Origin of the sequence: Priestia sp. GS2 (assembly GCF_036409025.1) — a bacterium.
Classification (GTDB): domain Bacteria; phylum Bacillota; class Bacilli; order Bacillales; family Bacillaceae_H; genus Priestia; species Priestia aryabhattai_A.
Map to the genome: position 1 here is coordinate 1,808,277 of NZ_JAZGJX010000001.1, position 25,618 is coordinate 1,833,894.

A 25,618-nucleotide genomic window follows, 5' to 3' on the forward strand; every position below is an offset into this window, starting at 1 on the left:
TTGTTTGCGAAGAGAAATCCTTCAACCGAGGATTTCTTTTTGCTATTTAACACTTGTTCCTTTTTCCTCAGGCGGAAGATAAAAGGTTATGATTGAAAATCGTCTATCATGTAAAATCTTCAGCGTATGACTTACTGACTTATAATTTAAAGGAGGCTGATAAGATGAAGGTTATGTTTTTTGTAGATCGCTATTTCTTTCTCGAAAAGCAGGTTCACGAATACATGAAAGTACTAGTTGTCAAAACCCCTGAACAAGTGCTGCATTATTTTGAAAAACAATTAATGAGATATCAACGTCTATTATTACTTCAAAACCTTGACGCTTATCCGGACAGCGTTATTACCTCGATTCATTATCTGATTAAAGATTACTCTTCTGCTATTCACAAAGTCCAAACTTATTTAAGTTATCAAAAAGAGCTGCAATTATTAAATGATTAATCGTAGGAATGCTATATGAAAAAGCCCTCTAGCTCATTCATTTTATCTAGTAAATGAGCTAGAGGGCTTTTGTTTGTTTTAGATTTTCATAATTCCGCCTGTACTTGCTGATGTAACAAGTTTAGAGTAACGAGCAAGATATCCTTTTTTCACTTTTGGTTCAAAGCCTTTCCAATTAGCTTTACGAGCTTCCCATACTTCTGGTGCCACTTCTACATCCATGCGACGCTCTTCAATATCAATTACGATATGATCTCCATTTTCAACAAATGCAAGTGGTCCACCTTCAGCTGCTTCTGGTGAAGCATGGCCAATTGATAAGCCGCGTGATGCTCCAGAGAACCTTCCATCTGTTAGTAGAGCTACTTTCGCGCCTAATCCCATTCCCATAATTTGAGAAGTAGGAGCTAACATCTCAGGCATTCCTGGTCCTCCTTTAGGACCTTCATAACGAATGATAACTACGTCTCCAGCTTTCACTTTGCCGTTTGCAATGCCGTGAAGCGCTTCGTCTTGAGAATCAAATACTACAGCTGGTCCTTCGTGGCGTGTAATACCGTCTTGAACTCCACCAGTTTTAATGATCGCACCATCCGGAGCTAAGTTGCCGAATAATACAGCTAGTCCACCTTTTTCAGTAAATGGCTTATCGATTGGATGAATAACGTTGTAGTCTTGTACTTCACACCCCGCAATATTTTCACCTAGCGTTTTACCTGTAACTGTGATTGTATCTAAATGAAGTGCATCTGGCTTTTTTGAAAGCTCATTTAGTGCAGCAGATACACCGCCTGCTTCGTGCAAATCTTCAATAAAGACATCAGATGCTGGTGCAAGCTTAGATAAATGCGGTACGCGTGCTGCTACTTCGTTAATACGTTCAAGTGGATAGTCAATTTCTGCTTCATTCGCAAGCGCAAGCGTATGTAAAACAGTGTTTGTTGAACCGCCTAGAGCCATATCAAGCGCAAACGCATTGTCAATTGCTTTTTCTGTTACGATATCACGCGGTTTTAAATCAAGCTTAATTAGTTCCATTAACTGCTTTGCTGATTTTTTTACAAACTCTTTACGTTCAGGTGCAACAGCTAAGATTGTCCCATTTCCAGGTAGTGCTAAGCCTAAAGCTTCAGCTAAACAGTTCATTGAGTTAGCCGTGAACATCCCAGAACATGAACCACATGTCGGACAGCCAAACTGCTCTAGTTCTTGAAGTCCTTTACCATCAATTTTTCCTGCTTGGTAAGCACCTACGCCTTCGAATACTGAAGATAATGAGATGCGTCGACCGTCGCTTGTTTGTCCAGCTTTCATCGGTCCGCCGCTTACAAAAATAGATGGGATATTTAAGCGTAAGGAAGCCATTAACATTCCTGGCGTAATCTTATCACAGTTTGGAATACAAACCATTCCGTCAAACCAGTGTGCTGAAACAACTGTTTCTACTGAATCTGCGATAATTTCACGACTTGGAAGTGAGTAGCGCATACCAATATGTCCCATTGCAATTCCATCATCTACACCAATTGTGTTCATTTCAAACGGAACACCACCCGCTTCGCGGATAGCATCTTTTACAATTTTCCCGAACTCTTGTAAATGTACATGCCCAGGTACAATATCAATATATGAATTTACCACCGCAATAAACGGTTTGTCGAAATCTTCTTCTTTTACACCCGCAGCACGTAGTAAGCTTCTATGAGGTGCTCTATCAAAGCCTTTTTTGATCATGTTACTTCTTAATTCTGTCACAATAATTCCCTCCGTATTCGTAACGATCTAAAGAAATATAAATCTTTTAAATTGTTAAACAATTTTTAATATAGATACTAATTTAACAAATTAACATATGCTTTGTAAAGACTTATAACAAAATAAGCGATTTTTTATGTTGAAATAATAAAAAAAACCTCGAGGATCTCAAAGAACCTCGAGGTTTTTTTATAGATTATGCAAATACTGAAGTTAGAACTGGAACAACTTGTTTTTTACGTGATACAACGCCTTTTAATAGCGCCATATTGTTCACTAGCGGTACTCCATATGCTTGCTCTACTTTTGCAGCTTCTGATCCAAGTGCAATAGCAGTTGAATCGCTGTTTAGAATGTCCGTTACAACCAATAAGAATAAATCTAATTCTTTGGCTTGAATTGTCGCCGCAATTACTTCTTCAATTTCTGTTTTACGTTCAATAACGTCGTTAACATCCACTGCGTTTACTTGCGCAATTTCTACTTTGCTAGCGCCCATTGTGAATTCTTTTGCATCAAGTGAGATTAATTGAGCTGCTGTTTTGTCTCCAAGGTCTGCACCTGCTTTTAACATTGCTAACCCATATTCTGCTGGGTCTACACCAGCAATAGCTGCAAGCTCTTTTGCTGCTGCAACGTCTTGATCTGTACAAGTTGGTGATTTAAACAATAAAGAGTCAGAAATAATAGCTGATAGCATTAATCCAGCGATATTCGGCTCGATTTCAACACCATTTTCTTTGTACATTTTATTTAAAATTGTTGCTGTACAACCTACAGGCTCTGCACGGTAGTATAATGGATCTGCCGTTTCAAAGTTTGCAATACGGTGGTGATCAATTACTTCAAGCACGCGCACTTGGTCAATGTCAGTTGCACTTTGTTGACGCTCGTTGTGGTCAACTAGAATAACTTCATTCACTTCTTTTGATACTTCAGCTACAAAGCGTGGTACTTCTGCGTTGAACTTCTCTAAAGCAAACTGTGTTTCACCATTAATGTCCCCTAAACGTACAGGTTCTGCATTCACACCTAGCTTTGTCTTTAAATCTGCATAAGCAATTGCCGAGCAGATTGTATCTGTGTCTGGATTTTTATGTCCGAAAATAAATACTTTTTCCATAGAACTCTCTCTCCTTCTAACTATGTAAATAAAAGTCTTGTTCCTTTGACGCAAATTCTCCGCTTAAGGACGCAACATTGACATTTTAACACAAACTTTCCCGTTCGTTTTACTATTTATTGAAAAATTCTTTCGTTTAGCTAAAATAAATCCTTTTTATTCGGTATGAATGGATGGAATTATTTTATGTTAACGCTTTATTATTTAATTTCAATTTTAAATGAACTGTCTTGCCACCTTTGATAAAGATACAAAAGAATGGCCACAGCGGTCATAATTAAAAAGAGCTGGAATGCATTTATAGAGCGCATTTCATAAATCCCTAACCGTTGAAAAAATGGGCTCATTATATAAGCTTGAAATAAATCAAAGACAGCGTTTAAGATGAAAAAAGTCCAAAAACCGGGATAAGTAAAATAAAAAATAAGGATTGTACCCACAAAAAATACGCCGAATACAAATGGGGTCATATCTTCTAAGAAAAACAGTGTTTGTTTAACTTCCCACCAATCATAGCGTTTAGCCATTTCAAAGACAATCGTCAACATAACAATCCCAAAAAGCCCAGCGGGAACATAACGCTTTATGCGATTGCTATCAAAGAAAAAGAATAACAGCCATGGTCCAATAAACAATCCCCACATTACGATTTGTGCCACGCATATAGCCTCCTTTATTTACCGTTTACTGTTAATGTGCGTCAAAGAGAAAATTATATGAATAATCACCTCAAAAAAAGAAAGCTAGCTCTCATGCTAGCTTTCTTTTTGAGGATTAAATCACTTCTATTAAACGCTCTCTAGTGGTGCAGCTGTGATTCATACTGAATTCTCAGTTAGATTGTATTTACTTTACTTCTACACACCAGTTAAAGTGATCTTCAACCGTGCCACTTTGTATGCCTGTTAGCGTATCATACAATTTTTTTGTAACTTCGCCGGTTTTTCCACCATTAATGCTCATACCTTCATTTTCCCAGAATAATTCACCCACTGGAGAAATAACCGCTGCTGTTCCTGTTCCAAATGCTTCTTCTAGTTTACCAGCTGCATAAGCTTCCTTTATTTCAGCAATTGAAATTTTGCGTTCTGAAACAGGGATCCCCCAGTGCTTCAATAGCTCAATAACCGATTTGCGGGTAATACCTTCTAGAATACTTCCGTTAATAGACGGGGTAATTACTTCACCATCTACTTTAAAGAAGATATTCATGCTTCCCACTTCTTCAATATATTTGCGCTCTACGCCATCTAGCCAAAGTACTTGAGAGTAACCTTTTGTACCAGATAGTTGCTGTGCTTTTAGACTTGCCGCATAGTTTCCACCCGTTTTCGCACTACCTGTTCCTCCTGCTACAGATCGAACGAATTCATTTTCAACCGCAATTCGTACAGGTGCAATACCCTCTTTATAGTAAGAACCTACAGGCGATAAAATAATAATAAACTGATAACGATCAGATGGCGAAACGCCTAAATATGGTTCTGTTGAAATAATGAATGGACGAATATATAAAGACGTACCTTCAGCATTTGGAATCCAATCGCGATCTACTTGAATTAGTTTTTTTAGCGCTTCTAACGCTATTTCTTCATCTAAGTGAGGAATACATAGGCGATCATTTGATTTGTTTAATCGTTTAAAGTTTTCGTCAGGTCTAAATAACAATACCTGCTCTTTTTTTGTTACGTATGCTTTTAAGCCTTCAAATACTGATTGGCCATAATGGAAAATCATCGATGCTGGATCTAACGTAAGAGGCTGATAAGGAATAATTCTCGGATCATGCCAACCTTGACCTTCTGTGTAGTCCATAATGAACATATGGTCCGTGAATACTTTACCAAATGCTAATTCATTTGCGTTTGGTTTTTCTTTTTTTGTTTGAGTTAATGTTACATCAATATTGTACTTTGTCATGGTTGCTTCTCCTTGCTTTCTTGAATTTAAGGGTTATTTACCTTTATATAAATTCCATTGTACATCTAGATGGAAGATTGTCACAATAGGTAAAGATGAAAAATTCTAAATTTTTTATAAAAAGATTTTTTAACACTTACATGCCGATTTTTACGCGTAGCTTATTGTCTTGAATGGAAAATTGCTTAATCGTTCCAATTGGAATGAGTTTCACTTTATCAATTTCGTTTAGGTCAATGTGGATTTGCCCATCTTTATAAGCTGTTACTGGAGGTTTATCAAATAGTTTCTTTTTAAGAAAATCGCGGTTTGTAGGTCTCATTTCATGAATTTGAAACGAAAGCACACGTCCGTTAGCTGAAGAAGGTTCCAGATTTATTTGAAAAGGAATTTTCAACAAATATTTGTGAACATTACCTTTTACTTCAATAATATTTTCTTGAAAAATTATACTTAGGTTCTTGATTTGATCTTGTTTCCTTAGCTGTCTTTGAAACAACCGCGTAAGCATAGGAGCTGAAATAGGTACCGTAATTCCCCCGTCCGCTAGTTTTTCTTTTGCCTTAAGCGTTCTCTCGTCATTTGCTACCTGTTGAAATTTTCGATGTATCCATTCTTTCATGATGCACCTCCATTGATTAATAAAGTCTTGTAATAGTGTATGAGTACAGAGCTTATTCATTTTCATAAAATTCTCATACTCTTTTCTTTGTAAAGAAACATATCATGGCCTTAAATTTATTTCTTTTTTTGGAAAAAGAGCAAAAAAAAACTTCTATTTTTTAGTTACATTCACTAATGACAGAATATTCGAAACGAATTAAGATAGTAACAACACTGATTAATGTTACATTTTATAACATTACATGTGATATAATGAAAGGAGATTTTGTATGAAAAAAACACAAAATCCATTAGCACTTACTTCATTGGGTCTGCAACATGTATTGGCGATGTATGCTGGAGCTATCCTTGTGCCGTTAACCGTGGGACGCGCTTTAAATTTAAGTACGCAGGAACTCGCCTATTTAGTAGCAATCGATTTACTAACATGCGGCATTGCTACCTTATTGCAAGCTTGGAACAATCGCTGGTTTGGAATCGGTTTACCAGTTGTACTTGGGAGCTCATTTGTTGCGGTTACACCAATGATAGCCATTGGTTCACAGTATGGAATCAGCGCAGTGTACGGCGCTATTATTGCCGCAGGGCTGTTTATCGTTTTATTTGCTAACTTCTTTGGAAAAATCGTTAAACTTTTTCCACCGGTTGTAACTGGGACAGTCGTGACAATGATTGGGCTGTCACTTGTGCCATCAGCCGTTCGAAATATGGGTGGCGGTGTTGGCAGTGAAGAATTTGGGTCTATAGAAAATTTAGCATTGGCTTTTGGAGTACTCGCTTTCATTTTATTTTTAAATCGTTTTTTTACAGGCTTTTTGCGAGCATTGTCCGTACTCCTTGGCATTGTAGCAGGAACAATTGTAGCAGCATGTATGGGTATGATTAATTTGTCAGGTGTAAAAGAAGCTTCCTGGTTACATATTCCTACTCCCTTTTATTTTGGTGTACCCACATTTGAGGTTGGCCCTATTCTAACTATGATACTGGTTGGGGTCGTAATTATAATTGAATCTACAGGGGTTTTTCTTGCACTAAGCAAAGTCTGTGAGCGAGATTTAAACGATCAAGATTTCGTTAAAGGTTATCGGGCTGAAGGATTAGCTATTATGCTAGGTGGTATTTTTAATGCTTTTCCTTACAATACATTTGCTCAAAATGTCGGGCTTGTTCAACTATCGAAAGTAAAGACTAAAAATGTCGTAGTAGTAGCAGGAATTATCTTAATTATGTTAGGTCTAGTTCCTAAAATTGCTGAATTAACAACGATCGTTCCTACTCCTGTACTGGGCGGTGCAATGATTGTATTGTTTGGAATGGTTATTTCATCAGGTATTAAAATGCTGAGCAACGTTGATTTTTCTAATCAAAATAATTTATTAATTATCGCCTGTTCATTATCACTTGGCTTAGGAGTTACGGTCGTACCTGATCTATTCGCTCAGCTCCCAGCTGCACTCAAAATTTTTGTAAGTGATGGTATTATTACAGGAAGCATCGCTGCTATTTTACTAAACTTAATCTTTCATTCTAGTGAAACCCAAAATAGACCTATCGTCACTTTCAAAAAAACTGATTATTCAGAATCTAAATAATGAGGTGCTAACATGATAAAGCGAACGATTCACGAGGTAAATAAATTACCTGAGCAAACGTTTATTGAATTGTTTCAAGATATCTACGAACACTCTTCTTGGATTGTAGAAAAAATTGTTCCGCTCCGGCCGTTTATTTCTCTTCAAGAATTTCACCACCGAACAATCAAAATTATTAATGAAGCTTCTGATCAAAGAAAATTAGACTTACTACAAGCGCATCCAAATCTAGGAGCCAAAATCGCTATGACTACTCACTCTATCAATGAGCAAAAAGGTGCTGGTTTAACCTCTCTTACAGCGAGAGAATATGAAGATTTCATACATGCAAACAAGGCCTATATGAATCGCTTTGGTTTTCCTTTTATCATTGCGGTAAGAGGAAAAACGAAAAGCACAATCTATCAAATCTTACTTGATCGTCTAAAGAACGATAAAAACACAGAGTTTACAACAGCGTTAGCTGAAGTATATAAAATTGCTTACTTTCGATTAACAGACAAAATAAAAACTGAGGAGCGTGTTACAATGACAAACCACTCAAACCGTCAAATGTATTATGGAAAAGGGGATGTATTTGCTTATCGTACGTATTTAAAACCGCTTAAAGGTGTGAAGGTCATTCCAGAGTCTGAATTTAGCGGACGAAACAACATCGTATTTGGTGTTAATGTAAAAGTTGCGATAGGAGGAAGTCAGTTTTTGTCTTCATTTACAGAAGGTGATAATAGCCTTGTCGTTGCAACAGATTCTATGAAAAACTTTATTCAGCGTCATTTAGGTAGCTATGAAGGTTCAACGATTGAAGGTTTCTTAAAGTATGTCGCTGAAGCGTTTTTGGATAAATACCCTCAGATGGAAACAGTTGAATTAATCGGAGACGAAGTCCCATTTGAAGCCACAAACGGTATGGTTGGCAATACGCTTACTGAAAGCAAGCTCGTTTATAAAAGATCTCGAAATGAGTATGCGCAAGCAGGTATCAAACTAGAACGAACAGCTCAAGGTCAACAAATTACCGAGCAATATAGCAAACTAAAAGATTTGCAGCTAATTAAAGTAGAAGGCAATTCATTTATTGGATTTGTTAGGGATGAATATACAACGTTACCTGAAGATTCTAATCGCCCTCTCTTTGTTTATTTAAACATTGGCTGGACATATACACAGTCAGAAGATGCAATAGGTGATGCGCCTCTTTCTTATGTAGCGGCGGAACAGGTAAGAGACATCGCGTGCTCCGTGTTTAACGAAACTGAAACACCGTCTATTCAAAACTTAATTTATCTAATTGGCATTCGCGTACTCGAACGATTTCCACAGCTAAAAGATATTACCTTCGAGTCACAAAACCACACATGGGATTCAGTCGTTGAAGACATCCCAAATTCTAACGGAAAAGTGTATACCGAGCCAAAGCCACCATTTGGTTTTCAAGTCTTTACGGTAACGCAGGAGGATGTCAAAATAGCGGTTACATCTGCACTCGAGGAGTCGAATTAACATGACGACGCTTTCGACTCATGTTTTAGATTTAACAAGCGGAAAACCAGCTAAGGGAATTGTTGTTTCACTCTACAGAATTCAAGGTAATACTGAACGTTTGTGGATCGGGGACACAATCACAAACGAAGATGGACGCATCGACCAACCTTTTTTCAGCAAGGAACCATTTACTTCAGGTGAGTATGAACTTTTATTCGATATTGAAACGTACTTTTCGATAAGCCAATCAGTGCAAACGAGCACCCCTGCTTTTTTAACAAAAGTAGCAGTTAGGATTGGGCTTTCAGAAACATTTGAACACTATCACGTCCCCCTTCTTGTTTCTCCATGGGGATATCAAATTTATCGAGGTAGTTAAAATAAAAAGGAGCAGCTTAAGCTGCTCCTTTTTATTTTGATCTATTCTAATAACTTACTCATGATATATTCATCGACATATTGTCCATTAATTCGCAGTGAATGCTTTTTTGTGCCTTCAATTTGAAAGCCGACTTTTTTATATAAATGGATTGCAATTACATTTTCAACTACAACTGTTAGCTCAAGGCGATGAATTTCCTGCTCTTTTGCCCATTCTTCAAGCTGTTGGAACAACTGCAAACCGATACCCATTCCTCGGTAGTCTTTTAAAATACCCATTGATACATACGCGACGTGGGCACTTCGATTCACCACTCCACCCACAGCCTGTAAGTAACCAATTAGTTCCCCCTCTACTTCTGCTACTAAAAGCGTAGAGTTTCGCTGTTGTTTCATCATTTCAATTTGCTTTTCCTGTTGCTCTGAACTTAACTTTCGTTCGTTTTCTTCAAAGAGCATATATTGACTTTCAGTTTCTACTTGCTTAATCATCTCAACAAATTGAGGCGCATCAGTCATCTCTATTTCACGTATCACAATAGACTCCCCTTTTTTCTCTTTCTATCTAGCATTTATTTTAAAGGAATATGAAAAGTAACGCTATAGTCTTGCTTCAAATGACTCATGTACTGAATATACAAAAAGACGCCCGATTGGGCGTCTTTGATGCGTTTTGAGGCGAGGACCGTATGACCACATTCATACGTTTAGCAAAAGCATATCCTTCGACTTACACAAATTAGCTCATCGCTTCTTTACTATAGCATGGCCGGAGTGAAACGGCAAGCTTTTTTTAGTTCTTTCGTCATTTTTCGTTCTAAATTTTAGATTTCTTCATATGTATGCTACAAAAAGGATAAGGACGTGATGATTATGCTCCTAGCCAATCCCCCTCGTTTTTCATGGTCACACGCTCGCCATAATCAGATGATAGAATGCCCAAGAAAATATGCTTATCAGTACTATTTTTCCCATGAAGGTTGGCTCTCTTCTTCTACTAAACTTGCAAAACAAGCCTATCGCTTAAAGAAAATGGTTACTTTGCCCCTCTTAGTGGGACAAGCAGTTAGGCAAGCTATTCAAAATTATTCTTTTAGGGAGAACACAGCATCACTTGAAGAGCAAAGGACTGCCATGCGTAATTTCGTTGATCACGAATTACGTCGTGTTTATTTGCAAACAAGAGACTACGGCGACGATTGGTATCATGAGCCGAATGTGTACACCATGATATTAGAATACTACCAAAAAGGATATTTAGCAGATTATGAAATTCAGCAAACCAAAACGTCCATCGAGAGGTGTGTCACCTCTTTTTTTCGAAGTAAAACATTTAGAGACCTTCAGTCAAGTGATTCAATTCAAATTCTTCCGCAAGAAGCGTTTCAATCAGTAGAACTTGACTCAGTTAAAGTATTTGTTTCATTAGACCTTCTCTACTATAAGCCAGATACAAACCAATACATCATCGTGAATTGGAAAACGGGAAAGCAGGCGCATGACCACCTGACACAGCTCGCTCTTTGCGCTCTTTATATACAAAGAACCTACAATGCTCCACTAAGTTCTATTCAGATTCGTAACGAATACCTTTATTCAGGAGGTAACCACACGTATTCTGTAACAGAAAAAGAAATAGATGCATTCCATCATACTCTTAAAGAGAGCCTGATAAACATGCATCTATATATCGAACACCCAGAGTACAATCAACCGAAGCCACTAAGTGCGTTTCCATTGAAACAAAGCACTCGCTGTAGACATTGTGTCTATCAAGAGCTTTGCAAAAAAAATGATTAAAATTATTCTTGATTTAAGAACTCATGCAACTCACTCAGTCTTTTAATTTCATGAAACGGTACAACTTTATCCGCTTTTTTATTGTCACGGTTCACCCAGACAGAGCGTATTCCAGCTCGAGAAGCGCCAAGAATGTCCGTCATTAAATTATCACCAACCATAATCACTTCATCTTTTGATAAGTTTAACAAAGATAACGCATGATCAAAAATTGACGGATCAGGCTTGCCTCTTCCAAATGCTCCAGAAATGACAATCTCATCAAAATACGGAGCAATTTCTGGCGTGATTTCTAGTTTTGTATTCTGAAGCTGAGGCGATCCGTTTGTTAATAGCAACAGCTTATAGTTTGCGCGTAGTTCATTTAATACCTCAAACGTATCTTCGTATACGAACGGATTACGACGACGTTCTTTAGGGAATCGTTCTGCAAGCTCTGCACCAAATGCTTCGTCATCAAGTCCAAGCGACTTTAATCCTTGTGTCCATGCATCTTTACGATAAGTTGGCACAATTTGTTTCATTTTTTGGAAGTTCTCATGTTCATCATGGAAATCTCCCCATAGCCCTTCAAACGGATTAATACCAATCATTTTTGTAAACTCGTACGTTTCATATGTAGCATACAGTGTAGAGGCCGCTTCGCGTACAGCTGCTTCCAACTCCGCAGGATCAACATCATACCTTTGAGCTGCGTACTCGCACGTTGCACGGAATGCTTCCGCGACGCTCTTTTTATCCCATAGTAACGTATCATCTAAGTCGAAAAAGATTGCTTTGATATTCATTTTATCAGTACTCATTCAGACACCTCTTTTATTTATTGAAAAAGTTGAACTATTCTAACACTAGATTACATTGTTCAATTAAAGAAGTCTAGCTAAATTCGGATTCTTCTAAAATGATAGCGTTATCATATTAAAAAACCTTATTTGGAATGTAACTGAAAGAGTAGAATGTGATATGATGAAAAGAATGAGGATGCACTTGGAGGTATACAAATGAAATCACTGGAAGAAATGTACGGCTTTACGACAGCAAAGGTTGGAAAGCGCTTGAGTAGGCTGGTAGCCAGTTTCTTACGCCCTTATGGCATAACGCCTGAACAATGGACGGTATTAAAGAAGGTATCGGAAGCTGATCGTATTACACAAAAGCAACTAGCTATAAAAGCGGATAAAGACCAAGCTACGCTTACAAAAATTTTAGATTTATTAGAAAAAAGCGGTCACTTACAGCGAATAAAAAACCCTGAAGATCGCCGCTCTTACTATATTCAGCAAACAGAAAAAGGAATGGCTTTGCAAGAGGAGATAACGGGCCCTATTGAAAACCTTTTTAACATGCTAACTGAGGAAATGAATGAAGCTGATTTAGCTGCTTATTTTAACGTACTTCAGCAATTGGAAAAAAGAGCGGAATCTCTACAAGAAGAGATTGGACATACGTAAAGCAGGCACTTCAACTAGAGGGCCTGCTTTAAATACACCTTGCCATTTTTAGCACATCTTCAATTTGTCTCAGCGTTTCCCTCGCTTCTTCATCCAGCGCCGTAAACTTAAACGCAATCGACTCAGCCTCTGGGTTAACGAAAGGTTCTTTGTTAGTGTCTTTTCGAAACGTTGTAATGTTTTCAAGTAAATATTTAAATGGTGATGTTAAGTTACTCCTTCGAAAACGTAAACTCACCGTTGAAGGCGTTCGCTTTTGCAACTCATTACTACCTTCATATTGAATGGCTCCTATGTATCGATCTCCCGCTTCTCTTGATTCTTTATTTCGATATAGCTGTACGGTCTGTGTAGTGCCGTGCCAATCAATGTACAGTCCTGCACTTTCACATAAATCATGAATATAATGAAATATTTCGGTCACTTCTCCGAAATGATGTTGAAGCGGATGCTTAACGCCCATTGCACTTCGCCTCCCTTTTTAGACCATTATATTTGATAAATGAAGGGTTTATTCGAAAAAGAAGAGAAATGAGAGAGTTTCATTCTTAAAGTTTACATAATATAGTTATAGAAATCTAGCGATAACCAGAATTTCGAAACGCATCGTAAACGGTGTCTTCTTGTAATTTTTCTAGGTATATATTAGTCGTTGCAATAGAGGCGTGTCCTACTACTTGTTTTACCACTGATAAGGGTACGTCATTTGCTAAGCTGTTCGTAATGAAGGTGTGACGAAACCAGTGTGGTGAAATAGATGAATTACCTTGAATTGCATAAACCGCTGTTTTGATGAGTCGATAAAGCGTTGTATACGATAATCTTTTTTTAACTCCCGTTTTGATAAACGGCTTAAGCTGAAAAAAAAGGGGCGTTTCATCTGAAGGATTCAGCATCATCGATTCTCCTAAACTCTCCCGGTAGTGAAACAGGGCGTTTTGAACGTCTTTAAACACTGGGATTGTTCGTTCTTTTTTTCCTTTTCCGAACACATCCACTAGTATATTGCCACGACGATCTTCACGGAAACTTCCCCAGTTTAAGCTTAATACTTCACTAGACCTCATTCCGCTTAAATATAAAAGCATACCCATCAGCCGATTTCGTGCTTGATATTCTTTCTGTAGCATTGAATGTTTTACAACATCTTCAAGCGTTTTTACAATGACTTCAGCTTCTCTTACACTTAACTCTCTGTATTCCGTTCGATTGACCTGTTTTTTTTCACTATAATGTCCCTTTGAAATCGTAGGCTTTTCAATCCAAGTTGTATACAACGAAGGATAAAACTGCGTTTCATGACCGAAGGTGAGCATCCTTCTAAAAAACTCTAACTTTCTTGCAGCGCTTCTTTTTGCATACGTTTGATTCACCCAATGATTAAATGCCTTCACTTCCATAAACCCAACTTCTTTTAAGGAAACATCTATCTCTTTAAAAAAAGTCAAAACTGTCTTTAAATCTTGATGGTACGCTCGAATGGTATGTGGAGACAGCTCAGGCTTTATCATTTTAATGTTCATAAAAAGCTCAACAAATGTTTCATTGTCTGTATGACTCAACGATAAATTTTGATTTTCATCTAACAGATTTCCCCACTGTTCTTTTAATTGCCGAAAAGACAGAGAAGATTGACTTTGCATTAATTTGTTTTCATTTTTCATTATTTCCACCTTCTTTTAATCACCATCTCTCAAAAGCTTCAAAATCCATTTTAAGAGGTTTTTTAAAAATTAAATGTAATGGTATTAAAGTTATTTCAAAACGATATATAACCCTATTTAAAGAGGTCGTTTTTTTAAACACATCAATAATTATGTAAAAATATGTAATTTATTGGCGTTTTTTCTGCTTTTTCTTTACTTTATCATACTAACGCTTGATAAGGAAGAGTTATCTTGCGTTAGTATGATAAAGTATTTACCTCGAAAAAAACTCAGCTAGGTGCTGAGTTTTCAGTAAGATTCTAATTGAGTAATGACGAGCTTTTCATTTTCATGTACGATTGTGTATACTCGGTAATATTCTTTTTCTTCCGTATGTTCATTTATGGTAATGTTCATAACTTCTTTCGTTTTTACTTCGTAGCTATTTTCTTCCTTAGGCGTCCATTCTAAAATATCAACCGTTGCAAGATCTTCTCGTATTGTTCGATCATACAGTGTTTTAACGAGCTGCTGTTGTTCATTAAACAATGTGCTATCTTTTTCAAAATAATGTTGAATACGATCAAACTCATTAAGATTAATAGCTTCTGTTAAATCACGTAAATAGGTTTCTGTAAATGCACGAACAACCGAAGCATCTACTTCTGTAACTTTGTTCAAATCTACCTCAATATCTTCCACAGGCAAAATGACTGGCATATCTTCTTTAAGTTGGTTAATCCGCTCCGAGCTCTTTGCTAAAACACCAAATTCTCCAGAACCATCTTTAAAAAGTAAAACCTTCTCTTGATTACCATCTTTATCTTCAATGGCCGTTTCTTTATTAAACGACACTGTTTCGTTAGGCGTTATTATTTTTCGATATTCTATATACTCATCTGAAGAAATATCTAATGATTTTTGACGATACGTCATTTCGTCCCATTCATTTAACTTCCAACCATCTTTTCCATATTTCATATTTAAATAAATAGTTGTACCTCCGTTCCCTTTTTCATCCAGAGGTTGAATAGCTGAAATTGAAAATTGACCAGGGCGATTGTTAATTACTTTAAAACGCACCGTTGTTTTTAGATCTGGAATAGGCTGTTCATCACATTGACAGTAATAAGAAGTGGCGATTGTTTTTAGCTTTGTAGCAACTAATGAACTCGTAGCAAACTCTTTAAGCTTAGGACTTAGCAGTTGAAAATCTGCTGGTTTCTCCTCATTGTCCCATTCCTCTTCTTTCCCTAACACGTCAAAGGTTTGGACAACATTTGACAGTGAATCTGTAGCAAGCTGCTTAGCTTCTTCGTTTGTTACAACGGGAAGAGAAGAATTTTTCTTAGGCTCATTAGCTGACTCATCAACAGCTTCAGCTGGAACAGTAGCTTCTGATTTAGTTTCTTTGGGTGTCGGGGCTGGAGCAGACTTTGGCTCACTACATGCTGACAACAAAAGCCACAGGGAACAAATTATGGCCACTACACATAGATTTCGCATTTGAATCCCCCTTTTTTCTTTTATCTTGTTTAGCTTTCAAACGTAGACAGCTCAAATGCGCCTGCTGGAATGGTCCATTTAGACTCAGTAGCTTTTTCTAATTTATGAATAACAAAAAGAGAATTTGCTTTTAGTGTTAAGACAATGGTTCCTTTGTTTCCATTACTGTCCGCATCATAATGAATGACAGCCTGATTATGTTTAAACGTTACGTTTTTTGCTTCTACTGTAGCCACTTCTACTGAATTTGGCGGCTTATACGCATGAATCTTCACCGTAGCCTCTGAGTTAGAAGAGGCATAAAACTCTACGATAGGAGCGCCTTTTAAGTCTGAATTAGCAGTGGACCATTTACCGTTATACTCATTTAAGCTAGCTGCTCTTGTAATAGCAGGTGCATTTGAACTTGTGTCTTCCGCTTCATTCAATGCATAAGGCTCTACGCTTTTAATCCGCAATGTACCTTGATTGCTTATGAGCGTATACAATTGGTTGACGCTCTTTGTATAATCCTTTTTATTAGGCTGATGTATAATGATCTCTTCAAATGTTTGTAATTTTATTTGGTTTCTTTCAGCTTCATACCAATTCACAACTTGAATCGTCTTTAGTTCTTGATGAATTCCTTGCTTAGAAAAGTTATCAATTTTCATCACTTGCTGTTTATAAAACTCACTATCTTCTATTGTATAAGTTTGAATCGCCTTAGCCGATTTATTAAAAATTCCATCATGCAAAGCCTTGAAGTAGCTATTCATAAATTGTGAGATTGTTTTTTCATCTATTGCATCTGAAATATCATATTTGTACTGGTTTTCACCAATATCTTTCTTTTCTTCTTGATCATGACTTTCTATCTCTCCTGCAATCATCAAGTCTGTGTCGACCTCAGTTGCTTTTTGAGCTTTTTGCTGACACCCTGCTAGTAAAAGGGATGTTGCAATCGTCATATAAAGGAGATTACGTTTGTTCATTAAAATGATTCCTTCCTACAAAAAAATGGTATGTATATTCTTCCAACAAACAGACCTAGTATACCATTCTACAAAAAAACCCTCAACCCTTTCATAAAAAGAACAAAAACACTGAAAACATGTAGATTCGTTTGAAAAAGCAAAAAAACCTATAGGATGTTACTCCTATAGGTTCCATTCATTTCAGTTATGAAGCGCGGTTTAATACCACTCTTGCAGCAGACGGAATTAATACGGCTAAAATAATTAGACAAGCAATCATGGAGCCCACCATTGCCAATCCGTTCATTGTAAATGAATACCATAATGCCGATACTCCTTTTGGTGCATAAGAGCCCCAAAAGACAATTCCTGCAACAAAGTGCCAGAAATAACGAGCAACGCTTCCGATAATGATAGCTAAAATAATAAACATAAATGCTTTTGTTCGATTGTTAGCAGCTAAGTTCTGCTTGATAACACCTGACAATAGCCCTGCTAGGCCAATGAACGCAAATGCAATAAAATACTCAATAAAAGCTTGTAGAGGTGTTAACACATAAGCAGTGCCCGTGACAACTTGTAGTAATCCCCATAAAAATCCAGCTACAACACCGGATTTAAATCCCCATCGAAAGCAAATAATGAAGATTGGTACCATGGAAAAAGATATGGACACGGCGGGTGCAATTGTGATGGATGGCAATATATCAATAATCATTGCTAAAGCTGCAAAGATTGCCACTTCAATTTTCGCTTGTAAAGACATTCCTTTATTCATCGTCTTTTCACTCCTGTTGTAAAATCATTAGTATTCAACGACAAACACAGGAGACAGCACAAGCTGCACGATCCACACTCCCTACGCTAGCATTAACTAACAGGTTCAAAGGGTCAGAACAATTGGTTCACTCTCAGCCATTCAGGCTCCCCCTGTGGTACGTTGATATGTATTATTAGAACGCTTCCTATTATACCATATTTCTCACATAAGTAAGAAGCAAATTTTATTTAAAGAATAAGCTGATAAAACAGAACATCTTGCCATTGATCAAACTTCCAACCTACTTCTTTGAACTCTCCACAAAACGTAAATCCAAACTGTTCATGCATTTTAATGCTTTTATCGTTTCCTTTTGTAATACCGGAAATAACAACGTGATGATTTAACTCTTTTGCTTGTGCTAAAATAGCTTCCATTAGGCTTTTACCAATTCTATACCCCTGATGAGCTTCATCGACATATACAGAGAGCTCAACTGTTCGAATATATGCTTCTTTATCACGATAGGAAGACAAAGATGCGTATCCAGCTACTTCACTATTTCGTTCAGCAACAAGCAGAGGAAATAGTTGACTTTGGTCATGAGATTCAAACCAACTTTTACGCTGTTCAATCGTTACAGGCGTTAAGTCAAATGTTGCTGCGCTTTGGCGCACTGACTGATTATAAATATCTACCATTGAAGGTAAGTCTTCTGCTAAAGCTTTTCTAATTACTGTCATGATGTATCTTGCTCCTTTTTCAAAATGATGTTTCTATTGTACTTGTTTTTTTCAGAATAATCTACACAAAAAACCCTAATGCTGTTGCATCAGGGTTTATTTAATATATTGATAGGATTGCAGTACACGTAGCGCTTCAGACGTTGAAGTAACCGTCGCAAATTCATTATGAAGCGATGATAAGCTTAAGCGATGAACATCTTCTGCCGCAAAAGTTGTTTCCCCATCGTATGATAACAAGTTGAAACACGCAGTTGCATCGTGTATTACGTAGGTGCGATAACCTAAGTTTCCTGCCATACGTGCCGTTGTAGAGACGCAATGATTGGTTGTTAACCCCACTAGTATAAGCGTATCATATCCGTTTTCCTTTAGATAGTTATCTAGCTCTGTCCCTATAAAGCAGCTATTTTTATGTTTGCGAATTAAGTATTCATCACCAACAGGACCAAATCCTTCTTTGAAACGAAAGCCTTCCGTCCCTGGAAAAAGAGGAGATGTTTCGCTTTTTGAAGCATGCTGAACGTGAATAACTGGAAACTGCTGTCTCCTCCATGCTTGTAAAAGAGTGAGCATATTATCTTCTGCATGAACATTATTACGAGTTCCCCAAGCATCTTGTTCAAAACCTTTTTGTACATCTATGATGATTAAAACAGGGTTTGATTGAATCATTCCAGTCATCAACTTCTTTCATCAAAATTTTAAAATGGAGATTACATACGTACAACCATTTACATCAGCTTTTGAAGCATGCTGCGTCTGTTTTGGTAAATAAATGCGATCTCCCGCTTCGCACCGAGTTGTTTCTCCCTCAACTGTAAAGTAGATAGACCCTTCAATAATATGAAGAATCTCGTCGGTTGGGTGAGTATGACTTGGGTGTTCTTGCCCTGCAACATCATGCTGAACTTCTACATAACCGGTATGTTTTGGAAGTAGTTCATGTATAACTTCTTCAAGTCCACCGCCAATCCCTTTTTTAATAAAGGCTTTTTTTAGTTCCATCTCTTTCACTCCTTTTTAGTTTGAATGGACACTCTGTTGGAAATGAGTTGTTAACATCTCGTAAGAAATATTGCTTCCATTCATGATTTTCTTGATTCCCGTACCATCCTAGATGAGGATGCGCTTCAACTTTGTCGTATTCTTCAAGTCGATTTCGAACTGTTTTTTGAACTTGCTGACCAACTTTTGTATGAGGTGTCATTCCTTCAAACACCCATCTCGGCTGAAATGTAATCATAAGACTGCTGCTCTTCCGACTTTTTCGTAATTCATGTATAGGTGTATTACATACAACAAATATTGGCTCACCTTCAAAACAAAACTCCCATAGAGGATCATTAGGGTCTTTGGGGATATCTTCTGGCCAAGGCTTTCTGTCAATTTGATGTAAAAATGTGAGTGTATCCCAAAACATTGTTTCATACTGAGTCATCGTACGTTTTTTATGTTCAGGCTCAAAGAACACAACAAATGATGTATAACGACCTAATGTGCGAAAACATGAAATATATTCTTTAAGTGCTTCTGCACAGAGTTTAATATCTTTATAGTTGTATGGTGAAGAAACAAACGCAAAGCGCAGCAAATCTTTCTTTAATCCTTCTACTCCTAAAATGCATGGGAAAGGATTCTCTTCAGAAAGCATATCTTGACTAAAATTAGTAAAAACTTCTTTTCCCCATTCAGGCACAATCGACGAATCCATAATTTCCTTGCTGTTAAATAGCTTTTTATTTCTCATTAAAACCCTCCTTACAGGTTTCCACCATACATTTTTATTAAGAAGTAGTGTGCTTTATGTTTACTTCTTGTTATATTCTTCAACTTTACAAGTAACAAGAATAACCTATAAGCAAGCTGGCAGAAAGAAAGGCTTTTGTCCATAGGAAACAGCCTCTGACTAGCCTTTTTCATTTTTTTAGCTCCGTCATTCTCGTTTTTCAGCAGAATAAACAATATCTTTTAAGGTTTCAGTAAACTTTTTTTGTTCATCATAAAAAAGGCCGTGACCACTCTGTTCAAAAGGAATTAACGTTGAATCCTCAATTCCATTATGCATAGCTTCGGCTAAGGGGAATGGACAAACTTGATCTTTTTTTCCATGTAAAATATATGTTTTTACAAAAATTTGACTGAGGTCTTCACGTAGATCTTCATCACGCAGTGACTTTGCTGTTTTAATTGTTCCGTGACCCGAAGCTTCTAGACCCAACAATTGAAACCAATCTCTAAAAGAAGGGCTAAGTTTTGAATTGAAAAATTTTTGCCCAAAATCAGCAAGCATGGCCGGCCGGTCTTGGTACGTCGCTTGAATGATAGCATCTACTTCTTCTTTAGAAAACCCATAGGGAAAACCGCTTCTTTTAATAAAGCTAGGCGCGGCTGCACCAGCTAGGATAAGTTTGTTCACTCCGAACCCTAAATGTCTGCTTATATAACGTAAAGCAATTGCCCCTCCCATTGAAAAACCCACTAGCGTTACAGCTGGAAGTTGTAACGCATGAATAACTGCTCGAACGTCGTCGGCTAATGAGTTATATGTATAACCTTTAAACGGACGACTTGATTTCCCAAACCCACGTAAGTCTATTGCAATACAGCGAATCCCATATTTCGGAAGAACATTAAACTGATATTCATACATTTTATGATTAACTGGCCAACCGTGAAGAAACAATACAGGCATTCCACTTCCAATATCTTCAACATATATTTTTGTACCTTTTCGATCAACGGTAAGGTAATAGCCCATAAACGCACACTTCCTTTCATTATGCCTACTTTATTTTTATGTTGATTTTTTATATTCATGTTGATATTTTTTAGCTGCTTATTTCTTTTATGTTGTTTATTTAGAACATAGTTTATATAGAATTAAACTGCAATAAAAAGAACGCTACAAAATAGCGTTCTTTTTATTGCTTTATTTTAATTTTTTCTCAATCCATACATCAATAACGTCTCCAGATTCCGCTTGATCGATTGCAAACGAACCGTTGCTATAGCGGTCGCTTGGTCGCATTGACGCTGGATCAATGCGCTCTATTTGATTTTTCTCTGACTGTATCACAACCTCATCTTCCTTCGTGACAACCTTCACTTTTGTAATTTGATGAGGATTTGCTTTTAATTCACGAACCATTACTAATCCACGCTTCGCTCGAGACGACTGCTCAAATTCCGTCATTTTTGTTTTCTTAATAGCACCTCGGTGCGTTGTAATAAATAAATCAGTTTCCTTTACTTTTTCTTCGCTAAAAACAACGCCACTCACGACATAATCGTTTTCTTTTAAATTAATCCCTTTCACACCTGCAGCACGCGTTCCCACAACATTGACTTCTTCTTCAGCAAACCATAGGCCGTATCCTTGACGAGTGGCAATAAAGACCTGCTGTTTGCCATTTGTTACGTACACATCTACCACTTCGTCATTACCTTTAACATTCACAGCGACAAGAGCTTTAGAATAACGTTGCGCTTTATACTGCAGCAATTCAGATTTTTTAATCATGCCGTTTTTCGTAAAGAATAACAAATAGTGATCGTCTTTAAACTCTTTAATTGGAATTGCGTTCACAATATAATCGTCTTTATCAATTGGAACAATGTTCATGATATGCTGCCCCATATCTTTCCACCTGATATCAGGAAGTTCATGTACAGGCAAGTATAAATAGTTTCCTTTTCTTGTGAAAATTAAAAGTGTTTCAGTTGTGTTGATTTCCAGCTTTGAAAGGATGCGATCCGTGTCTTTCATACCGAAATCTTGTCCATTCGAAGCTGAATATGAACGTAAGCTTGTACGTTTAACATAACCATCTTTTGTTACTGTGACAATAACATCTTCTGAAGGTACCATCACTTCAAGATTAATTTTGATTTCTTCAATTTCTGCTTCAATCTTTGAACGACGCTCGTCGCCGTACTGCTTTTTCACGCGACGAAGCTCTTTTTTAATGACGCTAAAAAGCTTTTTCTCACTAGCTAAGATGGCTTCAAGCTCTGTAATTTTACCTTTAAGTTCTTCCGACTCTTGTTCTAGTGCGGTGATATCCGTGTTTGTTAAACGATAGAGCTGCAGGGAAACAATTGCTTCTGCCTGTTTTTCTGTAAACTCAAACTGCGTCATTAAGTTATCTTTTGCATTTCGCTTATCTTTTGACGCTCGGATTGTAGAAATTACTTCATCTAAAATAGACAGTGCTTTAATTAAGCCAGCTACAATATGTTCTCGCTCTTTTGCCTTTTGCAGCTCATATTTTGAGCGATTTGTAACCACTTCACGCTGATGATCAATATACGCATCTAAAATGCTTGGTAGGGTCATTAATGTTGGTCTTTTCTTTGAAATAGCTACCATATTAAAACTATAAGGAACTTGTAAATCCGTATTTTTATATAAATAGTTTAGTACACCTTGTGCATTAGCATCTTTCTTTAGTTCAATAACAATGCGTAGACCCGTGCGGTCAGTTTCATCACGAACTTCTGCAATACCTTCTACCTTGCGATCGATGCGCAACTCATCCATCTTTTTTACTAGATTTGCTTTATTTACCTCAAACGGAATTTCTGTAATGACAATTTGTTGCTTGCCTCCGCGCACATCCTCAATTTCGGCTTTTCCTCGAATGATGATTTTTCCTTTGCCTGTTTCATATGCTTTTTTGATTCCATCAACGCCCTGTATAATACCACCTGTTGGAAAATCAGGACCATGAATAACCGTCATTAGCTCCTCTACTGAGCTTGATGGATTATCAATTCGCATAATTGTTGCGTCAATGACTTCTTCGAGATGATGAGGTGGAATTTCAGTAGCATACCCAGCTGAAATTCCAGTTGAGCCATTTACAAGTAAACTCGGGAACATTGCTGGTAACACGGTTGGTTCTTCGCTAGTATCATCAAAGTTAGGAACAAACTCTACTGTTTGTTTGTCAATATCACGTAGCAGCTCAGAGGCCATTGCTGATAAACGCGCTTCCGTATAACGCATTGCTGCTGGTGGATCACCGTCAATACTACCGTTGTTCCCGTGCATTTCAACGAGTACGTTTCGTACTTTCCAGTCTTGACTCATACGCACCATCGCATCGTAAACTGAAGAATCTCCATGAGGGTGATAGTTACCAATTACGTTACCAACTGTCTTTGCTGATTTACGAAACCCTTTTTCAGCCGTATTTCCTTCCACATGCATTGCATACAAGATGCGGCGCTGTACCGGCTTTAATCCATCTCTTGCATCGGGTAGCGCACGCTCTTGAATAATATATTTACTATATCGTCCAAAGCGGTCGCCAATTACGTCCTCAAGAGGTAAATCTAAAAATCGTTCTGCTTGTGTCATTGTGCGTCCTCCTCTGCGACCGTTACTACATTTTCATTATCTAAAATATTTGGATCTTCTTCGAGTCCAAATGCAACGTTGCTTTCAATCCATTTCCTTCTCGGTTCTACTTTATCACCCATCAAGGTAGTAACGCGGCGGTCTGCTCGTGCTGCGTCATCGATACGCACTCGAATGAGCGTTCTTGTATCAGGATTCATGGTTGTTTCCCATAGCTGATCTGCGTTCATTTCTCCTAAACCTTTATAGCGCTGAATGATATAGCCTTTTCCTACTTTTTTTATTGCTCCTTGTAATTCTTCATCGCTCCAAGCATATTCTAGAACTTCTTTCTTCCCAGTTCCTTTGCTTACTTTATAAAGAGGTGGAAGAGCAATAAATACTTTCCCTGCTTCAACTAATGGTTTCATATAACGGTAGAAAAATGTTAAAAGTAATACTTGGATATGAGCACCATCCGTATCTGCATCAGTCATAATGACGATTTTGTCATAGTTGATATCATCCACTTCAAACTCAGCTCCAACACCTCCACCAATTGCATGAATGATTGTGCTAATTTCTTCATTCTTAAAGATATCTTGAAGTTTTGCTTTTTCCGTATTAATAACTTTCCCTCTCAAAGGCAATACGGCTTGGAAACGACGGTCACGTCCTTGTTTAGCAGAACCACCCGCTGAATCTCCCTCAACTAAATATAGCTCATTTTTTTGAGGATTGCGTGACTGTGCAGGTGTTAACTTGCCACTTAACACTGTTTCTTGACGCTTTCTTTTCTTTCCATTACGTGCGTCTTCTCTTGCTTTTCTCGCAGCTTCTCTTGCCTGAGCAGCTTTAATAGCTTTTTTTACAAGCAGCGAGCTGACGTCTGGGTTTTCCTCTAGAAAGTAGGCTAATTGTTCAGAGATCACGGCATCTACAGACGAACGCGCTTCACTTGTTCCAAGCTTCCCTTTTGTTTGACCTTCAAATTGAAGAAATTCTTCAGGAATACGAACCGAAACAATGGCACCTAACCCTTCACGTATATCCGTTCCTTCAAGATTCTTATCTTTTTCTTTCAAAAGGTTTACTTTCCTTGCATATTCATTAAACGCACGTGTCATTGCCGTTTTTGCTCCCGATTCGTGCGTCCCACCATCTTTTGTACGAACGTTATTAACAAAGGATAAAATCGTCTCTGAGTAGCCATCATTAAATTGAAAAGCAAATTCGACTTCAATACTATTCTGAAAGCCTTCAAAAGAAACAACTGGATGCAGCGTGTCTTTTTCTTCATTTAAATATGTAACAAAAGCTTCAATTCCCGTTTCATAGTGAAACACTTCGTGCTGGTTATGTCTCTTATCAATTAGTTCAATTTTAAAACCTTTTAACAAGAACGCTGATTCACGTAAGCGTTCGCTTAACGTATCAAAGTTGTAAACAGTCGCTGAAAAAATTGATGGATCTGGCTTAAAGTGAATTGTCGTTCCTGTTTTTCTCGTTGTTCCTTTTTTTTCTAGCGTTGTAACAGGTTTCCCGCCGTTTTCAAAGCGCTGTTCATAAATAGTTCCTTCTCGGTAAATTGTAACCGTTAACCATTCAGATAACGCATTTACAACCGATGCACCTACACCATGTAAACCACCGCTTGTTTTATAGCCACCTTGTCCGAACTTACCTCCAGCATGAAGTACTGTTAAAATAACTTCCGGCGTAGGTTTTCCTAATTTATGCATACCCGTCGGCATTCCGCGCCCTTTGTCCTGCACTGAAATAGAGTTATCTTGATGAATGGTTACAATGATTTCTTCACCATACCCTGCTAATGCTTCATCAACGGAGTTATCAACAATTTCATAAACCAAGTGATGAAGCCCTCTTGTATCTGTGCTACCTATATACATTCCTGGTCGTTTACGAACAGCATCTAATCCCTCTAATACTTGAATCGCGTCTTCGTTATAATTAAATTTTTGCTTTTGAGCCATTCATACATACCCCTTCCATACAAACACACTTTCCTCATTATGTAGAAGGCAGCAGCGTGCTGCCTTTTATATGTTTATCTTTACTTGTTCGTGTT

The 25,618-nt window shown here is 37.5% G+C and carries 25 protein-coding genes and 1 riboswitch; of the genes, 6 read left to right on the plus strand and 19 right to left on the minus strand.

The features are described from left to right. Nucleotides 1–164 precede the first annotated feature (164 nt). The gene (locus V2145_RS09465; protein WP_094910049.1) at nt 165–443 is read left to right on the plus strand and encodes a hypothetical protein; all 279 of its coding nucleotides are present in this window, start codon (nt 165–167) and stop codon (nt 441–443) included. 78 nt (nt 444–521) lie between these two features. Here the strand turns inward: V2145_RS09465 and ilvD are convergent, their stop codons facing one another. The 5 genes from ilvD to V2145_RS09490 form a co-directional block, all read right to left on the minus strand. Next, nucleotides 522–2,198, minus strand: coding sequence for a dihydroxy-acid dehydratase (ilvD, locus tag V2145_RS09470; RefSeq protein ID WP_210608165.1), 1,677 nt, complete (start codon nt 2,196–2,198; stop codon nt 522–524). Nucleotides 2,199–2,394: 196 nt separating this feature from the next. Further along, nucleotides 2,395–3,321: a manganese-dependent inorganic pyrophosphatase gene (locus V2145_RS09475; protein WP_094910048.1), complete on the minus strand. Its 927-nt coding sequence runs from the start codon at nt 3,319–3,321 to the stop codon at nt 2,395–2,397. A gap of 200 nt (nt 3,322–3,521) precedes the next feature. After that, complete coding sequence (locus V2145_RS09480; protein WP_094910047.1) at nt 3,522–3,980, minus strand: hypothetical protein; 459 nt, start codon at nt 3,978–3,980, stop codon at nt 3,522–3,524. Nucleotides 3,981–4,167: 187 nt separating this feature from the next. Next, nucleotides 4,168–5,241, minus strand: a complete 1,074-nt coding sequence (locus V2145_RS09485) for a branched-chain amino acid aminotransferase (RefSeq protein ID WP_094910046.1) — start codon at nt 5,239–5,241, stop codon at nt 4,168–4,170. A 136-nt stretch (nt 5,242–5,377) separates the two neighbouring features. After that, a complete protein-coding gene (locus V2145_RS09490; RefSeq protein ID WP_094910045.1) occupies nt 5,378–5,863 on the minus strand; it encodes a hypothetical protein in 486 nt (161 codons plus the stop codon). Nucleotides 5,864–6,134: 271 nt separating this feature from the next. On the opposite strand from V2145_RS09490, the gene V2145_RS09495 reads away from it, so the two are divergent. Genes V2145_RS09495 through uraH form a run of 3 tightly spaced genes read left to right on the plus strand, consistent with a single transcriptional unit; the run spans nt 6,135 to nt 9,321 of the window. Further along, nucleotides 6,135–7,457, plus strand: coding sequence for a nucleobase:cation symporter-2 family protein (locus V2145_RS09495; RefSeq protein ID WP_330987623.1), 1,323 nt, complete (start codon nt 6,135–6,137; stop codon nt 7,455–7,457). Nucleotides 7,458–7,469: 12 nt separating this feature from the next. After that, nucleotides 7,470–8,960, plus strand: a complete 1,491-nt coding sequence (gene pucL / locus V2145_RS09500; protein ID WP_330987624.1) for a factor-independent urate hydroxylase — start codon at nt 7,470–7,472, stop codon at nt 8,958–8,960. A 1-nt stretch (nt 8,961) separates the two neighbouring features. Beyond that, the gene (gene uraH / locus V2145_RS09505; protein ID WP_330987625.1) at nt 8,962–9,321 is read left to right on the plus strand and encodes a hydroxyisourate hydrolase; all 360 of its coding nucleotides are present in this window, start codon (nt 8,962–8,964) and stop codon (nt 9,319–9,321) included. A gap of 41 nt (nt 9,322–9,362) precedes the next feature. Here the strand turns inward: uraH and V2145_RS09510 are convergent, their stop codons facing one another. Continuing rightward, a complete protein-coding gene (locus tag V2145_RS09510) occupies nt 9,363–9,863 on the minus strand; it encodes a GNAT family N-acetyltransferase (protein ID WP_094910041.1) in 501 nt (166 codons plus the stop codon). A 327-nt stretch (nt 9,864–10,190) separates the two neighbouring features. Between V2145_RS09510 and V2145_RS09515 the strand changes: the two genes are divergently transcribed. Then, nucleotides 10,191–11,123, plus strand: coding sequence for a PD-(D/E)XK nuclease family protein (locus V2145_RS09515; RefSeq protein ID WP_330987626.1), 933 nt, complete (start codon nt 10,191–10,193; stop codon nt 11,121–11,123). A gap of 2 nt (nt 11,124–11,125) precedes the next feature. Here the strand turns inward: V2145_RS09515 and V2145_RS09520 are convergent, their stop codons facing one another. Beyond that, the gene (locus V2145_RS09520) at nt 11,126–11,926 is read right to left on the minus strand and encodes an HAD family hydrolase (RefSeq protein WP_330987627.1); all 801 of its coding nucleotides are present in this window, start codon (nt 11,924–11,926) and stop codon (nt 11,126–11,128) included. A gap of 198 nt (nt 11,927–12,124) precedes the next feature. On the opposite strand from V2145_RS09520, the gene V2145_RS09525 reads away from it, so the two are divergent. Further along, nucleotides 12,125–12,574 carry a MarR family winged helix-turn-helix transcriptional regulator gene (locus tag V2145_RS09525; RefSeq protein ID WP_210608172.1) on the plus strand — a complete coding sequence of 150 codons (450 nt, stop codon included), beginning with the start codon at nt 12,125–12,127 and terminating at the stop codon, nt 12,572–12,574. 28 nt (nt 12,575–12,602) lie between these two features. Here the strand turns inward: V2145_RS09525 and V2145_RS09530 are convergent, their stop codons facing one another. From V2145_RS09530 to parE, 12 genes are all read right to left on the minus strand, one after another. After that, nucleotides 12,603–13,037, minus strand: a complete 435-nt coding sequence (locus tag V2145_RS09530; protein WP_210608173.1) for a hypothetical protein — start codon at nt 13,035–13,037, stop codon at nt 12,603–12,605. A 115-nt stretch (nt 13,038–13,152) separates the two neighbouring features. Beyond that, complete coding sequence (locus tag V2145_RS09535) at nt 13,153–14,238, minus strand: tyrosine-type recombinase/integrase (protein ID WP_256993253.1); 1,086 nt, start codon at nt 14,236–14,238, stop codon at nt 13,153–13,155. A gap of 291 nt (nt 14,239–14,529) precedes the next feature. Continuing rightward, nucleotides 14,530–15,726, minus strand: coding sequence for a TcaA NTF2-like domain-containing protein (locus V2145_RS09540; protein ID WP_311858243.1), 1,197 nt, complete (start codon nt 15,724–15,726; stop codon nt 14,530–14,532). A 29-nt stretch (nt 15,727–15,755) separates the two neighbouring features. Then, entirely contained in the window at nt 15,756–16,700 is a 945-nt protein-coding gene (locus tag V2145_RS09545; RefSeq protein ID WP_311858244.1) for a TcaA NTF2-like domain-containing protein, read from the minus strand. A 187-nt stretch (nt 16,701–16,887) separates the two neighbouring features. Then, nucleotides 16,888–17,460 carry an energy-coupled thiamine transporter ThiT gene (gene thiT / locus V2145_RS09550; protein ID WP_094910035.1) on the minus strand — a complete coding sequence of 191 codons (573 nt, stop codon included), beginning with the start codon at nt 17,458–17,460 and terminating at the stop codon, nt 16,888–16,890. Between the two features lie 60 nt (nt 17,461–17,520). Then, nucleotides 17,521–17,623, minus strand: a riboswitch (TPP riboswitch). A gap of 67 nt (nt 17,624–17,690) precedes the next feature. Next, nucleotides 17,691–18,185, minus strand: coding sequence for a GNAT family N-acetyltransferase (locus V2145_RS09555; RefSeq protein WP_094910034.1), 495 nt, complete (start codon nt 18,183–18,185; stop codon nt 17,691–17,693). Between the two features lie 96 nt (nt 18,186–18,281). After that, nucleotides 18,282–18,860: a cysteine hydrolase family protein gene (locus V2145_RS09560; RefSeq protein WP_094910175.1), complete on the minus strand. Its 579-nt coding sequence runs from the start codon at nt 18,858–18,860 to the stop codon at nt 18,282–18,284. Between the two features lie 21 nt (nt 18,861–18,881). After that, entirely contained in the window at nt 18,882–19,193 is a 312-nt protein-coding gene (locus V2145_RS09565) for a cupin domain-containing protein (RefSeq protein ID WP_094910033.1), read from the minus strand. Next, on the minus strand, nt 19,168–19,935 hold the full coding sequence (locus tag V2145_RS09570; RefSeq protein WP_330987628.1) for a YqcI/YcgG family protein: 768 nt from the start codon (nt 19,933–19,935) through the stop codon (nt 19,168–19,170). The genes V2145_RS09565 and V2145_RS09570 overlap by 26 nt, the downstream gene beginning before the upstream one ends. Nucleotides 19,936–20,121: 186 nt before the next feature. Further along, nucleotides 20,122–20,946 carry an alpha/beta fold hydrolase gene (locus V2145_RS09575; protein WP_131886767.1) on the minus strand — a complete coding sequence of 275 codons (825 nt, stop codon included), beginning with the start codon at nt 20,944–20,946 and terminating at the stop codon, nt 20,122–20,124. A 171-nt stretch (nt 20,947–21,117) separates the two neighbouring features. Next, on the minus strand, nt 21,118–23,550 hold the full coding sequence (parC, locus tag V2145_RS09580) for a DNA topoisomerase IV subunit A (RefSeq protein ID WP_094910031.1): 2,433 nt from the start codon (nt 23,548–23,550) through the stop codon (nt 21,118–21,120). Further along, nucleotides 23,547–25,523, minus strand: coding sequence for a DNA topoisomerase IV subunit B (gene parE / locus V2145_RS09585; protein ID WP_330987629.1), 1,977 nt, complete (start codon nt 25,521–25,523; stop codon nt 23,547–23,549). The genes parC and parE overlap by 4 nt, the downstream gene beginning before the upstream one ends. Nucleotides 25,524–25,618 lie beyond the last annotated feature (95 nt).

Excerpts from the sequence above, each read along its gene's own strand:
- thiT (WP_094910035.1), bottom strand. The coding sequence starts at position 17,460 with ATGAATAAAGGAATGTCTTTACAAGCGAAAATTGAAGTGGCAATCTTT.
- V2145_RS09535 (WP_256993253.1), bottom strand. The coding sequence starts at position 14,238 with ATGAAAAATGAAAACAAATTAATGCAAAGTCAATCTTCTCTGTCTTTT.
- V2145_RS09475 (WP_094910048.1), bottom strand. The coding sequence starts at position 3,321 with ATGGAAAAAGTATTTATTTTCGGACATAAAAATCCAGACACAGATACA.
- uraH (WP_330987625.1), top strand. The coding sequence starts at position 8,962 with ATGACGACGCTTTCGACTCATGTTTTAGATTTAACAAGCGGAAAACCA.
- V2145_RS09485 (WP_094910046.1), bottom strand. The coding sequence starts at position 5,241 with ATGACAAAGTACAATATTGATGTAACATTAACTCAAACAAAAAAAGAA.
- pucL (WP_330987624.1), top strand. The coding sequence starts at position 7,470 with ATGATAAAGCGAACGATTCACGAGGTAAATAAATTACCTGAGCAAACG.
- parE (WP_330987629.1), bottom strand. The coding sequence starts at position 25,523 with ATGGCTCAAAAGCAAAAATTTAATTATAACGAAGACGCGATTCAAGTA.
- V2145_RS09495 (WP_330987623.1), top strand. The coding sequence starts at position 6,135 with ATGAAAAAAACACAAAATCCATTAGCACTTACTTCATTGGGTCTGCAA.
- V2145_RS09565 (WP_094910033.1), bottom strand. The coding sequence starts at position 19,193 with ATGGAACTAAAAAAAGCCTTTATTAAAAAAGGGATTGGCGGTGGACTT.
- V2145_RS09490 (WP_094910045.1), bottom strand. The coding sequence starts at position 5,863 with ATGAAAGAATGGATACATCGAAAATTTCAACAGGTAGCAAATGACGAG.
- V2145_RS09525 (WP_210608172.1), top strand. The coding sequence starts at position 12,125 with ATGAAATCACTGGAAGAAATGTACGGCTTTACGACAGCAAAGGTTGGA.
- V2145_RS09465 (WP_094910049.1), top strand. The coding sequence starts at position 165 with ATGAAGGTTATGTTTTTTGTAGATCGCTATTTCTTTCTCGAAAAGCAG.
- V2145_RS09520 (WP_330987627.1), bottom strand. The coding sequence starts at position 11,926 with ATGAGTACTGATAAAATGAATATCAAAGCAATCTTTTTCGACTTAGAT.
- V2145_RS09540 (WP_311858243.1), bottom strand. The coding sequence starts at position 15,726 with ATGCGAAATCTATGTGTAGTGGCCATAATTTGTTCCCTGTGGCTTTTG.
- V2145_RS09570 (WP_330987628.1), bottom strand. The coding sequence starts at position 19,935 with ATGAGAAATAAAAAGCTATTTAACAGCAAGGAAATTATGGATTCGTCG.
- V2145_RS09530 (WP_210608173.1), bottom strand. The coding sequence starts at position 13,037 with ATGGGCGTTAAGCATCCGCTTCAACATCATTTCGGAGAAGTGACCGAA.
- parC (WP_094910031.1), bottom strand. The coding sequence starts at position 23,550 with ATGACACAAGCAGAACGATTTTTAGATTTACCTCTTGAGGACGTAATT.
- V2145_RS09575 (WP_131886767.1), bottom strand. The coding sequence starts at position 20,946 with ATGGGCTATTACCTTACCGTTGATCGAAAAGGTACAAAAATATATGTT.
- V2145_RS09560 (WP_094910175.1), bottom strand. The coding sequence starts at position 18,860 with ATGATTCAATCAAACCCTGTTTTAATCATCATAGATGTACAAAAAGGT.
- V2145_RS09545 (WP_311858244.1), bottom strand. The coding sequence starts at position 16,700 with ATGAACAAACGTAATCTCCTTTATATGACGATTGCAACATCCCTTTTA.
- V2145_RS09555 (WP_094910034.1), bottom strand. The coding sequence starts at position 18,185 with ATGACAGTAATTAGAAAAGCTTTAGCAGAAGACTTACCTTCAATGGTA.
- V2145_RS09515 (WP_330987626.1), top strand. The coding sequence starts at position 10,191 with ATGATTATGCTCCTAGCCAATCCCCCTCGTTTTTCATGGTCACACGCT.